Raw genomic sequence first — 11,553 nt, forward strand, 5'->3', positions numbered from 1 at the left:
GTTCCAATACGCTCGTCGTCCACACAAGGAGAACGCTCATGATCTCTCGTCTCAAGATAGCCGCTGTCGCCATCGGCCTCGCCGCCACCGCCGGGCTCGCCGCGTACGCTTCGGGCGAAGCGCCGTCGGGCGGCTCGGCCGCGCTGCAAACCGGCGCGCAGGCGCCCAACTTCACCGGTATCAACAACTGGCTCAACAGCCCGCCGCTCGACCTCAAGCAGTTGCACGGCAAGGTCGTGCTCGTCGACTTCTGGACCTTCGACTGCATCAACTGCGCGCACACGATCCCGCACATCAAGGAGCTGGACGCGCGCTATCGCGACAAGGGTCTCGTAGTGGTCGGCGTGCACACGCCCGAGTATTCGTTCGAGCGCGACACCGGCAACCTGCAGAAGGCCATCAAGCAATACGACATTACGTACCCGGTCGCGCAGGACAACGGTTACGCGACGTGGAATGCCTATGGCAACCAGTACTGGCCGGCGGTCTACCTCATCGACCAGAACGGCAAGCTCGTTTATACCCACTTCGGCGAGGGCGACTACGCGCAGACCGAGCAGAAAGTTCGCGATCTGCTGGGCATTCAGGGCAAGCAGGGATGATCGGCTGGCGCCGCCGCTCCGGCTTGCGGGGCGGCGGCGATCACAAGGCGCTACGCTACGTATTCGCCGATACCAGCAGCAGCATCGGGCGTTCGAGTTCCTCGGCCAATGCAGGCGTTTGCTGAACCTGCTCGGGCGTCGGCGCAAATTCATTCACGCGCTGAATAGAAAACCCCGCGTCGATCAGCGTATTCAGCGTGGTGCCCAGCGTGCGATGGTTCGAGATCGCGAGCGAAGAGACCGACTATACGCGTAACATGCGCGCGTACCCGCAAAAAGGGAGAAGACCGATGTCGACAGCCTGGAAAGGCTGCAGCCTGTGTGGCACGGTGCAATACAACGCGCGCGGCGCAGCTCATTTGCCACTGCCGCGATTGCCAGCGCGCTTCCGGATCGGCCGGTTTGCCGGTGGTCGTCGTGAGCGCGGCCGAATTCTCGTTCGAAGGCGAAATCCGCTCTTACACGATGACCGGCGGCAGCGGCATGCCGACTACGCGAAATTCCTGTGCGCATTGCGGCAGCCTGCTCTTCGGCACACCGCAGCATGCGCCGGATATCGTGACGCTCTACGCCGGAACGCTCGATGAACCTTCACGGTTCCATGCCGGATTCGTTCAGTTCACGTGTGAACGGCATCAACTGGACGCCCGCGAGCCCGGCGTCGCTCAATATGCGGGACGAGCGCCCTGAAACACTCATAGATGCCGCGTTTCCCGAGGCGGATTGCCCCAGTCATTCGCGAGACCGTTGGCATAGGAGATCGGTGCATCGAGGGCTTCGTTCAGGTCGAAGTCGTCGATGCACATGATATTCACGTTGATGTAAGGGTAGCCCGTCCCGTTCGGCATATCGACGCGGTCGAATACGTGCACGCCGCAATGTTTGCAGAACGGATGATGGGCTACCGGGTTGTTCCCTTCGTAATGGGTGAGATCGCTTTCGCCCGAGAGCAGAACGAAGGCTTCCGGGCGAACCTGGACGAGCCAAAGACGGAGTTTTCCGCAGAAACTGCAGTTGCATTTTCCCGTGCCCTTGCTGAAATCGATTAGGGCTTCGAACTTCACCGACTGGCAATGGCAACTTCCGCGGTATGTCCGCTGCATGGGGCTCTCCCGATCCGTTTGACGACGACTGCGGGATTATGTCACCGATCCTGAATCAGGAGCCTTGGCATCCCGTCAAGGCGCGAATCGCGTAAACACGTAGTCGCGATCCTTCACCTTCGACGCGTGGCACGCAAAACAGGGTTGATGCTGCGCCTCCTCGGCCGGCGCGATCATTTCCCACTTGCGGTAGCCGGGCGGAATCGTCACGCCGTAGATCGGCGAAACGGTCTGCCCCGGCGCTTGCGCGCCTTGCTGGGCCCATGCGGCGGGACCCTGCGCGAGAAGCGCGCGATGCCCGAAAAAACGGGCTTGCATCGCGGCCCCCGTCACAGATGCGTAACTTGCAGGATGGCTTGCGCGAACTCCTTGGGCGCTTCCTGCGGGAGATTGTGGCCAATGCCGCCATCGATATTGCGGTGCAGATACTTGCCCGTGAACTTCTTCGCGTAAGCGGCCGGCGCGGGATGCGGCGCGCCGTTCGCGTCGCCTTCGAGCGTGATAGTCGGCACGGTGATGGCCGGCGCGGCGGCGAGACGCTGCTCGAGGCTGTCGTACTTCGCTTCGCCCTGCACGAGCCCGAGGCGCCAGCGGTAATTGGAGATCACGATGGCCGCGTGGTCCGGATTCTGGAAGGACGCTGCACTGCGCTCGTAGGTCGCGTCGTCGAAGTTCCACTTCGGCGAGGCGAGTTGCCAGATCAGCTTGTTGAACGCGTTGCGATTCGCGGCATAACCCTGCGCGCCGCGCTCGGTCGAGAAGTAGAACTGGTACCACCACTGCAGCTCGGCTTGCGGCGGCAGCGGCTTGCGGTTCGCCTCCTGGCTGCCGATCAGATAGCCGCTCACGGAGACCATCCCCTTCACGCGCTCGGGCCACATCGCCGCGACGATGTTCGCCGTGCGCGCGCCCCAGTCGTAGCCGCCCAGAACGGCCTGATCGATCTTCAGGGCGTCCATGAACGCGATGAGGTCGACGGCGGTGACGGCCTGCTGGCCGTTGCGCGGCGTGTCGTCCGAGACAATGCGCGTGCTGCCGTAGCCGCGCAGATACGGCACGAGCACGCGATAACCCGACGCGGCCAGCATCGGCGCGACCTCGACATAGCTATGGATGTCGTACGGCCAGCCGTGCAGCAGGATCACTACCGGGCCGTTTTTCGGACCCGCCTCGGCGTAGCCCACATTGAGCAGGCCCGCGTTGATCTGCTTGATCGGGCCGAACGATACACCGTTGCCCGTGCGCGTGTTGCCTTCCGCGCCGCCAGCCGACTGTGCGTGCGCGAGACCGCCGAATGCGAAGTCCGCGAGCGTGAGGCCGGCAAGCGACGTGCCGAGAAGGCGACGGCGCCGGACGTTGACGGGATCTGACATGACCACTTCTCCTTGTTGTGCATGCAGGCCGCGCCCGAACGGCTTGGCCTCGTTGATGAGCCAGCGGCAGCGGATCGTTCGATTCGGTCGATCGCGCTCGCGGCGGCAGGCAAAACGCCCCGGTGAATTTATAACCGGGCGGGAAAAGCGCCATGTATCCCAATGTGTCTGTTGTGAGCGCGTACACAAAACGAATCAAAAAAGCGTCGGCGTGGCAGGATCGATGCGACGCGAGCGGGATTGCAAAAGCGGCTAGTTTGTATCGCAATGTATAAGCGGCGAGCGCGGACACATACCCTTGCAAAACGCGGCGTTCATGAAACACGGCAGATACGTCCGGTGGTTGTAATGCATCAACGCCGGAACTTGCTGATGACCGGACGGATTTCCGAACCCTTCCCAGGAGAAAGTCATGAACGTATCGAAGCTCGCCCTCGCCTTTGCCGCCAGCGCGGCAGTCCTCACCGCCGCTCCGGTCTTCGCCGCCATGCCCGCTCAATCGAGCGCGGCGCAACCCGCGGTTCAGACAGGCCAGGCATGGACGCCCGGCAGCAATGCGGCGAACGCAAAGATCACGCGTGCACAGGTTCGCCAGGAACTGGTTCAGGCACAGCACGACGGCCAGCTCGCCGCGCTCCAGCAGCTGTATCGCGGCAGCTAAATCCTTGTCCTCACGACGCTAACCCCAGGAGATAAACACCATGACCCAGGCAGAAAAAGTGCTGTACACCGGCAAGATCCACACCACCGGCGGGCGCGACGGCGCGGCCCGCAGCGAAGACGGGCGTCTGGACGTGAAGCTCTCGCCGCCCGGTTCGAGCGCGCCGGGCACGAATCCGGAGCAGATGTTCGCGGCGGGCTGGTCGGCGTGCTTCATCGGCGCGATGGGCCGCGCCGCCACCAAGCTCGGCACGACGCTGCCGCGCGACGTGGCGGTCGACGCCGAGATCGACCTCGTCAACGCCGACGACGCCTTCACGCTGCGCGGCCGCCTGAACGTGACCCTGCCGGGCGTCGACCGCGAGACGGCGCAGCGCATCGTCGAAACGGCACACCAGATCTGCCCGTACTCGAAGGCGACGCGCGGCAACATCGACGTCACGCTCAGCGTGCTCGAGGCGTGATCGCGTAGCAGTAGAAAGCAAAAAAGCGGAGCGGCTTGCGTGCGCCCCGCTTTGCCTTTGCGTCTTGACGTGCGCTTTAGCCGTGCGGCGCTTCCACGAGATTGCCCGGCGAACCGTTACGCCAGGCCTCCACGTTGCGCAGCGTCGTTTGCGCGATCTCGCTCATCGCCTCGCGCGTAAAGAACGCCTGGTGAGACGTGACGATCACGTTCGGAAACATCAGGAGACGCGCGAGCACGTCGTCCTGCAGCGGCGCATCCGAGTGGTCCTCGAAGAACAGGCCGCCTTCTTCCTCGTACACGTCGAGGCCGAGATGCCCCAGCTGGCCGCTCTTGAGCGCATCCACGAGCGCGCTGCTTTCCACGAGCCCGCCGCGGCCGGTATTGATGAGCATGGCGCCGCGCTTCATCTTCGCGAGCGCGTGACGGTCGATCAGATGACGGGTGGCGGGCACGAGCGGGCAATGCAGGCTCACCACGTCGGACTGTGCCAGCAGCGTATCGAGCGGCACGTAGCGCGCGCCGAGCGCCAGCAAGTCGGCGGCCGGCGTGCCCGGGTCATGGGCGAGAACCTGCATGCCGAAGCCCGCCATGATGCGCGCAAAACACCGGCCGATAATGCCCGTGCCGATCACGCCGGCCGTCTTCCCATGCAGGTCGAAACCGAGCAGCCCGGCAAGCGAGAAGTCGCCTTCGCGCGTGCGCGACACGGCGCGTGGCAGCTTGCGGTTCAGCGCGAGGATCAGCCCGACGGCATGTTCGGCCACCGCATGCGGCGAATACGCGGGCACTCTCGCGACGGTGATGCCAAGACGCTGCGCCGCGGCAAGATCGACGTGATTGAAGCCCGCCGAGCGCAGCGCCACGAGTCGCGTGCCGCCCTTGTGGAGGCGCTCGAGCGTGGCGGCATCGACCGCATCGTTCACGAACGGGCACACCACGTCGTAGCCGTCGGCGATCACGGCCGTATCGGCATCGAGATGCGATTCCTGGTAGTGCAATTCGTACTGGAAAGCGGTGTTCGCTTCGGTAAACGTGTCGACGTCGTACTGGCGGGCGCTGAACAGGATCATGCGTGGGCGAGCGGAAGGGGGGATCTGGGTTCCCGGCATGTTGACCTCGTGCGAGCTTCGGGGTATCGGCGCGAATTGCGCCGTGATGCGCATGGATGCGCCTTGAACCCGAACGTCAAAGCGTTCGCGTGTGCCGCCGCGCGGGCGTGCATGCGCGCACCCACATAGTAACAGCAGCCTGGCGCGCGATCGGGAATGCGCGGGCCGGGCATGGACGCGGCAACGCCGCGAAGCCTGCCGGTGCGCGGCAAACTTCGCGGCGTGGTGCCGCGCCCATTATGAGTGGGCGTAGATCGGGCCGAGGCCAACGACATCCTGGCCGGCCTCATTGGCACCGGCGGCATTCGATGCGGCGCGGGCGTGCGTGCGGCTGCCTGCTGCGGACGCACCCTCGGCCGATCCGCCGAACGTCGACGCCGCTGCACCGCTTTCGGCGCTCACGCGCGAGAGCGCGGCTTGCAGGTTCGCGGGGTATTGCGTGTTATCACTGGCGGGGTTGTAGCCGGCCTTCTGGAGTTGCACGAGTTCGGCCTTCACTTCGGCGCGGGTCACCGGTTGGCTCGACTGTGCGAACGAGAGCGCGGGAACGGCAACGAGGGCAGCAAGAGCGGCGGCGGCGAGCGAGTGTGCGAGCTTCATGGTGTTTCTCCTGACGTTGGGTGAGTGGTTGCGCACTGTTGTGTATCAACCTTGCGTAGGAGACATTTGAACGCCGCGATGTATCTGGCTTGTTTGCACGCGAGCCCGTTTTTGCAAGCGCGTTTGTCGGACAGACGGCCAGACGCAGTGGGATACAGGAAGGCGCCCGGGCGGCTGGGCGCGGCCGCTAGCACGCCAATAAGGGGCGAATCAAAAGTGTTGCTGCACTGCACACTTAGCCTCCTCGCGCCTTGCATTCCGCCCCGAAATCTCTATAATAAGGGTTATCCCTTAGGCACTAACCCTAGCAAAGAGGAAATCATGGGTGCAATCGTCGAAAAAGTGACTCAAGTCCTGGCTGCACTGCGTCGTCTTGGCGCCGAAGCGCTGAACCGTCACCTCGAATACTGCGAACTGCTCGCAGAAGCTCAGCGCCGTTGGTACTAATCCGCGCCTGACTGCAGCAAGCGTCCCTGCCCGCACAAACGAGGGACGAGAAGTAACACGCGGCCGCATCAAGCGGTCGGGTTTTATGCGGCGCCCAACCAAACCTCGGCTTCCGGGGCATCCGCGCGCGCCGCATTGGGACGCCACCCCGGCGCCGCCAGAAGCGCGCCGGCAAAGGCGTGCGCCTAGCCACGCAACGCATGCGTGACCGGCCGGTCGTCCAGACGCCGCCAGGTGAGCACGTCGTTCCTGCCATCGCCGCCGCACCGAATCCTGGTAGCGCGTGAGGATGAAATGCGCGACCGCGTTCGAGTCGTACGCAGCCACCAGTTCGCGCGCCCATAGGCCTCGCCGCCGAATGGGTCCATGCGCGCTTGCACAGTCCTCTTGCCATTTGGTTGCGATAGCAACGACCTGCCGGCCACCGGATGTTCGCCACGAAGCCCGGCGCGCCAAATCTCGATTCCTCCATTGCCTTCGGAGCCGCGCAATCAGTGTGCGGCGCAACGTTCGGCGCGTATTCCTGCCATTCGGGCCGGTTCGCGCTTTGGGCGGAAAGCGCCTAATCTTGAGGTATCGGCTCTTGCCCCATCTGTGAACCGGAACGTGCGCCACCTTCCGGACTCCCGATGCGCGATCATCGCCCCTCGCATGCCGCGGTGCACGACGCACCGCCCGTTCACCCGCACCATCCGCTCACGGCGCGGCTTGCTCGCGCCGTCGTGTTCGTCGCCTTGCTGGTCGCGTGGGCCGCCCTGGCGGCCGCGCTGGCTGTGCCGGACGCGTTCGCGGCGGCCAGGGCGCCCGTCGTGGTCATGACGGTGAACGGTGCGATCGGCCCCGCAAGCGCCGATTTCATCGTCCGCTCGCTGGAGCGCGCCGCGCGCGAGCACGCGCCGCTTGCGATCCTCGAGCTGGATACGCCCGGCGGCCTCGACACGTCGATGCGCCAGATCATCAAGGCGATTCTCGCCTCGCCGGTGCCGGTCGCGGCGTTCGTCGCGCCCGGCGGCGCGCGCGCCGCGAGCGCGGGCACCTATATCGTCTACGCAAGCCACTTCGCGGCCATGGCGCCGGGGACCAACCTCGGCGCGGCATCGCCGGTGCAGCTCGGTGTGGGCGGCGGCGGTGGCGGTGGCCTTCCAGGTGGCCCGCCAGGCGCCCCCGAGACAGCCCCCGGCGCATCGGCCCCGCACCCCGACGACAACGAATCGACGGAAGCCCGCAAGGTCATGCACGACTCCGCCGCCTACATTCGCGGCCTCGCGCAACTGCGCGGGCGCAACGCGGCGTGGGGCGAGCGTGCGGTGCGCGAGGCCGTGAGCCTCTCGGACGAAGAAGCGCGCGACCAGCACGTGATCGATCTGATCGCGCAGGACCCCGCGGATCTCGCGCGCCAGCTCGACGGCCGCACCGTCACGACCACGGCGGGCACGCTGCGCGTCGCCACTGCACACGCGCCGCTCGAAGTCGTCGCGCCCGACTGGCGCAACCGCTTCCTCTCGATCGTCGCCGACCCGAACGTCGCGCTGATTCTGCTGACCATCGGCATTTACGGGCTCTTCTTCGAGTTCGCGAACCCAGGCTTCGTGCTGCCCGGCGTGGCAGGCGCGACCTGCCTGCTGGTGGGCCTCTTCGCCATGCAGCTGCTGCCCGTGAACTACGCGGGCCTCGGGCTCGTGCTGCTCGGGCTCGCATGCCTCATTGCGGAGGCATTTCTGCCGACCTTTGGCGTGCTCGGCTTCGGCGGCATCGTGGCGTTCGCCATCGGCGCGCTCATGCTGATGGACACCAGCGCGCCCGGCTACGGCATCCCCATCCCGCTCATCGCAGGCCTGGCGCTAGGCGGCGCGGCGTTCGTCGCCACCGTCTCCAGCGTGGCGCTGCGCGCGCGGCGGCGGCCCGTGGTGACCGGCGCGGAGGCGATGGTAGGCGCCACTGGCGAAGTGATCGACGAGGGCCTGCACCCCGACCCGCGCCCCGGCCACGCAGCCCTTTCCACGGGCTGGGCGCGCGTGCATGGCGAGCGTTGGCGCGTGGCATGCACCACGCCGCTCGCCGCCGGCAGCCGCGTGCGCGTGAGTTCGCGCAGCGGCCTCATGCTCACCGTCACTCCGCTGCACGGCGCGGCACACGACAAGGCAAACGACAAGGGAGAACGTTCATGATTGGCTTCACGTTCGGCTTCACAGGTCTTCTGATCGCGCTGCTGGTGCTGATCGCCTTATCGTCCATCCGCATCTTCAAGGAGTACGAACGCGGCGTCGTATTCATGCTCGGGCGCTTCTGGAAGGTCAAGGGACCGGGCCTCGTGCTCATCATTCCCGTGGTGCAGGTGGCGGTGCGCATCGACCTGCGCACCGTGGTGTTCGACGTGCCTTCGCAGGACGTCATCACGCGCGACAACGTTTCGGTGAAAGTGAACGCCGTGGTCTATTTTCGCGTGGTGGACCCCGAAAAGGCCGTGATTCAGGTCGCGCGCTACGTGGACGCGACGAGCCAGCTCGCGCAGACCACGCTGCGTGCCGTCCTCGGCAAACACGAACTCGACGCCCTGCTCGCCGAGCGCGAGCAACTGAACGCCGACATCCAGAAAGTGCTGGATGCGCAAACGGACGCGTGGGGCATCAAGGTGTCGAACGTCGAGATCAAGCACGTGGACCTCAACGAAACGATGATCCGTGCGATTGCGCGCCAGGCCGAAGCCGAACGCGAACGCCGCGCGAAGGTGATTCACGCGGAAGGCGAACTGCAGGCATCCGAAAAATTGCTGCAGGCCGCACAATGTCTCGCGCAACAGCCCCAGGCCATGCAACTGCGCTATCTGCAGACGCTCACCACCATCGCCGCCGACAAGAACTCCACCATCGTCTTCCCGCTGCCGATCGAACTGCTCAATGCGCTGATCGAGCGGTCGGGCCCGCCGCGCGAACGTTGAGTGATCCGTCCCCTCAGTTTTGAGCCGCTTGCGCCCTCGCGACATCTTTGACAGTTCACCTGAATATTGCAGCGCAGCGAAAATTGTCGACCGCCGCAGTGCGCGCGCTCGTGCGCGCTTCTTTTGAGCTTGGGATTGGCAGAGCGCGGAAATATCGCCAATAATTGCCGAACATCCACTAACGGACGACGGCGGCCATGGATTACAGTCCCGAAGCCATCCGCACGATCGCTCTGGTCGGCCATGCCGGCTGCGGCAAGACCTCGCTTGCCGAAGCGCTCCTGCACCAGGGCGGCGCGCTGCACGCGCCAGGCAGCGTGAATCGCGGCACCGCCCTCTGCGATTTCGATCCCCTCGAACGCAAGTATCACCACTCCCTCAACTCCGCCATCGCCCACCTCGACCACCAGGACACGCGCATCTACCTGCTCGACACACCCGGCTACCCCGACTTCGCCGGCATGTCGATGAGCGCGCTGCCCGCGGTGGAAACGGCGGCCATCGTCATCAATGCGCGCACCGGCATCGAGATGACGACGACCCGCATGATGGCGTACGCGCAGCAGCGCAAGCTGTGCCGGATGATCATCGTGAACGGCATCGACGCGGAAAAGGTCGATTTGCCGGGACTGCTCGCGCAGATCCAGGAGACCTTCGGCAAGACTTGCCTGCCGATCAATCTGCCTGCGCAAGGCGGCCGCGAAGTGGTGGACTGCTTTTTCAACCCGGCGGGCGAAGCCGATTTCTATTCGGTGGAAGCCGCGCACAACGCGCTCGTCGACCAGGTGATCGAACTCGATCCCGAGTTGATGGAGTTGTACCTCGAACAAGGCGAAGCCGTTAGCCCCGAGCAACTGCACGAGCCGTTCGAACGCGCGTTGCGCGAAGGGCATCTCGTGCCGGTGTGCTTCACCTCCACGGCGACGGGTGCGGGCATCGCGCAACTGCTCGACGTGTTTGTGCGGCTCTTGCCCAATGTCACCGAAGGCAATCCGCCGCTGTTCTACCGCGAGGTGGAAGGCAAGGAAGGCAAGGAGCCCGTGCGCGCCGAGCCGGATGCCGACAAGCACGTGCTCGCGCATGTGTTCAAGATCGTGATGGATCCGTATATCGGCAAGGTAGCCGTGTTTCGCATTCATCAAGGCACGGTGACGCGCGACAGCCAGCTTTATATCGGCAACGCGCGGCAGCCGTTCAAGGTGGCGCATCTGCTGATGCTGCAGGGCAAGGAGCATACAGAGGTGCAGCGCGCGGGGCCCGGCAATATCTGCGCGGTGGCGAAGGCCGACGACATCGGCTTCGACGCCGTGCTGCACGACGCGCCCGAGGACGGCAACATCCACCTCACGCCGCCTGCGTTTCCCAATCCGATTTACGGGCTTGCTATCGAGCCGGCGCGGCCCGGCAATGAGCAACGCGTGTGGGAAGTGCTGCAAAAGCTCGCGGCGGAAGATCCTTGCCTGCAGATCGATCACCCCGAAGGGACCAATGAAACCGTTGTCCGTGGGCTGGGCGAACTGCACTTGCGCTACATGCTGGAGCGGCTCACCGATCAGTACAAACTCGACGTCGTGACGCGTCCGCCTACGATTGCGTGGCGCGAGACGATTGGCGGCAAAGCCGAGGGCCATTGCCGCCACAAAAAGCAGACGGGCGGGGCGGGCCAGTTCGGCGAAGTCATGTTGCGTGTTGAGCCCCTGCCGCGCGGCGCGGGCTTCGAGTTCGTGGATGCCGTGAAAGGCGGCGCGATTCCTTCGCAGTTCATGCCTGCGGTGGAGAAAGGCATTTTGCAGGTGATCGACAGCGGCCCGCTCGCGGGCTTTCCCATGCAGGACGTGCGCGTGATCGTGTATGACGGCAAGCACCATCCGGTAGATTCGAAGGAAGTGGCGTTCGTTACCGCGGGCCGCAAAGCGTTTATCGATGCGGTGCTGAAAGCGCAGCCTATCGTGCTCGAACCGATTGTCGATATCGAAGTGATGACGCCTGAAGCCGCGATGGGCGACATCATCGGCGATCTTTCCGCCCGGCGCGGGCAGGTGCATGGCACGCGCACGATGGGCGGGCAAGCCATGGTCATTGCGGGGAAGGTGCCGCTTGCCGAGCTCAACGATTATCAGTCGCGGCTGAATTCGCTCGCGGGCGGGCATGGGAATTACAGTATCCAGCTGAGCCACTACGATCCAGTGCCGCCGACGCATCAGGAAAGGCTGGCGGCGCAGCATAAGGGGCGGGGGGAGAGTGTGGAGTGAGGG

At 64.8% G+C, this 11,553-nt stretch carries 13 protein-coding genes and 1 pseudogene; 8 read left to right on the forward strand and 6 right to left on the reverse strand.

Annotation, left to right across the window (positions count from 1 at the left end):
- The first annotated feature begins 38 nt into the window (after nt 1-38).
- The gene (locus M3I56_RS28615) at nt 39-602 is read left to right on the forward strand and encodes a thioredoxin family protein (protein WP_254356826.1); all 564 of its coding nucleotides are present in this window, start codon (nt 39-41) and stop codon (nt 600-602) included.
- A 417-nt stretch (nt 603-1,019) separates the two neighbouring features.
- Nucleotides 1,020-1,292, forward strand: coding sequence for a GFA family protein (locus tag M3I56_RS28620; RefSeq protein WP_254356827.1), 273 nt, complete (start codon nt 1,020-1,022; stop codon nt 1,290-1,292).
- 5 nt (nt 1,293-1,297) lie between these two features.
- On the opposite strand, the gene M3I56_RS28625 is transcribed toward M3I56_RS28620, so the two are convergent.
- The 3 genes from M3I56_RS28625 to M3I56_RS28635 form a co-directional block, all read right to left on the reverse strand.
- Nucleotides 1,298-1,666 (reverse strand): GFA family protein, encoded by a 369-nt coding sequence (locus M3I56_RS28625; RefSeq protein ID WP_254356828.1) that lies wholly within the window; start codon nt 1,664-1,666, stop codon nt 1,298-1,300.
- 114 nt (nt 1,667-1,780) lie between these two features.
- Nucleotides 1,781-2,023 carry a cytochrome P460 family protein gene (locus M3I56_RS28630; RefSeq protein ID WP_254356829.1) on the reverse strand — a complete coding sequence of 81 codons (243 nt, stop codon included), beginning with the start codon at nt 2,021-2,023 and terminating at the stop codon, nt 1,781-1,783.
- An 11-nt stretch (nt 2,024-2,034) separates the two neighbouring features.
- On the reverse strand, nt 2,035-3,078 hold the full coding sequence (locus M3I56_RS28635) for an alpha/beta fold hydrolase (RefSeq protein ID WP_254356830.1): 1,044 nt from the start codon (nt 3,076-3,078) through the stop codon (nt 2,035-2,037).
- A 412-nt stretch (nt 3,079-3,490) separates the two neighbouring features.
- Between M3I56_RS28635 and M3I56_RS28640 the strand changes: the two genes are divergently transcribed.
- Together M3I56_RS28640 and M3I56_RS28645 are read left to right on the forward strand one after the other, a co-directional pair.
- On the forward strand, nt 3,491-3,739 hold the full coding sequence (locus M3I56_RS28640; RefSeq protein ID WP_254356831.1) for a DUF4148 domain-containing protein: 249 nt from the start codon (nt 3,491-3,493) through the stop codon (nt 3,737-3,739).
- Nucleotides 3,740-3,779: 40 nt separating this feature from the next.
- Complete coding sequence (locus M3I56_RS28645) at nt 3,780-4,202, forward strand: organic hydroperoxide resistance protein (protein ID WP_254356832.1); 423 nt, start codon at nt 3,780-3,782, stop codon at nt 4,200-4,202.
- Nucleotides 4,203-4,278: 76 nt separating this feature from the next.
- On the opposite strand, the gene M3I56_RS28650 is transcribed toward M3I56_RS28645, so the two are convergent.
- Complete coding sequence (locus M3I56_RS28650) at nt 4,279-5,313, reverse strand: 2-hydroxyacid dehydrogenase (protein ID WP_254356833.1); 1,035 nt, start codon at nt 5,311-5,313, stop codon at nt 4,279-4,281.
- Nucleotides 5,314-5,550: 237 nt separating this feature from the next.
- On the reverse strand, nt 5,551-5,913 hold the full coding sequence (locus tag M3I56_RS28655; protein WP_254356834.1) for a DUF4148 domain-containing protein: 363 nt from the start codon (nt 5,911-5,913) through the stop codon (nt 5,551-5,553).
- Between the two features lie 321 nt (nt 5,914-6,234).
- On the opposite strand from M3I56_RS28655, the gene M3I56_RS41165 reads away from it, so the two are divergent.
- Nucleotides 6,235-6,360, forward strand: a complete 126-nt coding sequence (locus M3I56_RS41165; protein ID WP_266232470.1) for a hypothetical protein — start codon at nt 6,235-6,237, stop codon at nt 6,358-6,360.
- 252 nt (nt 6,361-6,612) lie between these two features.
- Here M3I56_RS41165 and M3I56_RS28660 read toward each other — a convergent pair.
- Nucleotides 6,613-6,702: pseudogene (locus M3I56_RS28660) on the reverse strand (metal ABC transporter substrate-binding protein); the annotation flags it as partial.
- A gap of 287 nt (nt 6,703-6,989) precedes the next feature.
- Between M3I56_RS28660 and M3I56_RS28665 the strand changes: the two are divergent.
- The 3 genes from M3I56_RS28665 to fusA all read left to right on the forward strand — a co-directional run bounded on the left by M3I56_RS28665 (nt 6,990) and on the right by fusA (nt 11,550).
- Entirely contained in the window at nt 6,990-8,528 is a 1,539-nt protein-coding gene (locus tag M3I56_RS28665; protein WP_254356835.1) for a nodulation protein NfeD, read from the forward strand.
- A complete protein-coding gene (locus tag M3I56_RS28670) occupies nt 8,525-9,298 on the forward strand; it encodes a slipin family protein (RefSeq protein ID WP_254356836.1) in 774 nt (257 codons plus the stop codon). The genes M3I56_RS28665 and M3I56_RS28670 overlap by 4 nt, the downstream gene beginning before the upstream one ends.
- 197 nt (nt 9,299-9,495) lie before the next feature.
- On the forward strand, nt 9,496-11,550 hold the full coding sequence (gene fusA / locus M3I56_RS28675; protein ID WP_254356837.1) for an elongation factor G: 2,055 nt from the start codon (nt 9,496-9,498) through the stop codon (nt 11,548-11,550).
- Nucleotides 11,551-11,553: the final 3 nt, after the last annotated feature.

Source organism: Paraburkholderia sp. CNPSo 3281 (assembly GCF_024206515.1).
GTDB lineage: Bacteria > Pseudomonadota > Gammaproteobacteria > Burkholderiales > Burkholderiaceae > Paraburkholderia > Paraburkholderia nodosa.

Bases quoted from the DNA above. Each gene is read 5' to 3' on its own strand.
- M3I56_RS28615 (WP_254356826.1), top strand. From the start codon at position 39: ATGATCTCTCGTCTCAAGATAGCCGCTGTCGCCATCGGCCTCGCCGCC.
- M3I56_RS28630 (WP_254356829.1), bottom strand. From the start codon at position 2,023: ATGCAAGCCCGTTTTTTCGGGCATCGCGCGCTTCTCGCGCAGGGTCCC.
- M3I56_RS28635 (WP_254356830.1), bottom strand. From the start codon at position 3,078: ATGTCAGATCCCGTCAACGTCCGGCGCCGTCGCCTTCTCGGCACGTCG.
- M3I56_RS28640 (WP_254356831.1), top strand. From the start codon at position 3,491: ATGAACGTATCGAAGCTCGCCCTCGCCTTTGCCGCCAGCGCGGCAGTC.
- M3I56_RS28645 (WP_254356832.1), top strand. From the start codon at position 3,780: ATGACCCAGGCAGAAAAAGTGCTGTACACCGGCAAGATCCACACCACC.
- M3I56_RS28650 (WP_254356833.1), bottom strand. From the start codon at position 5,313: ATGCCGGGAACCCAGATCCCCCCTTCCGCTCGCCCACGCATGATCCTG.
- M3I56_RS28655 (WP_254356834.1), bottom strand. From the start codon at position 5,913: ATGAAGCTCGCACACTCGCTCGCCGCCGCCGCTCTTGCTGCCCTCGTT.
- M3I56_RS41165 (WP_266232470.1), top strand. From the start codon at position 6,235: ATGGGTGCAATCGTCGAAAAAGTGACTCAAGTCCTGGCTGCACTGCGT.
- M3I56_RS28665 (WP_254356835.1), top strand. From the start codon at position 6,990: ATGCGCGATCATCGCCCCTCGCATGCCGCGGTGCACGACGCACCGCCC.
- M3I56_RS28670 (WP_254356836.1), top strand. From the start codon at position 8,525: ATGATTGGCTTCACGTTCGGCTTCACAGGTCTTCTGATCGCGCTGCTG.
- fusA (WP_254356837.1), top strand. From the start codon at position 9,496: ATGGATTACAGTCCCGAAGCCATCCGCACGATCGCTCTGGTCGGCCAT.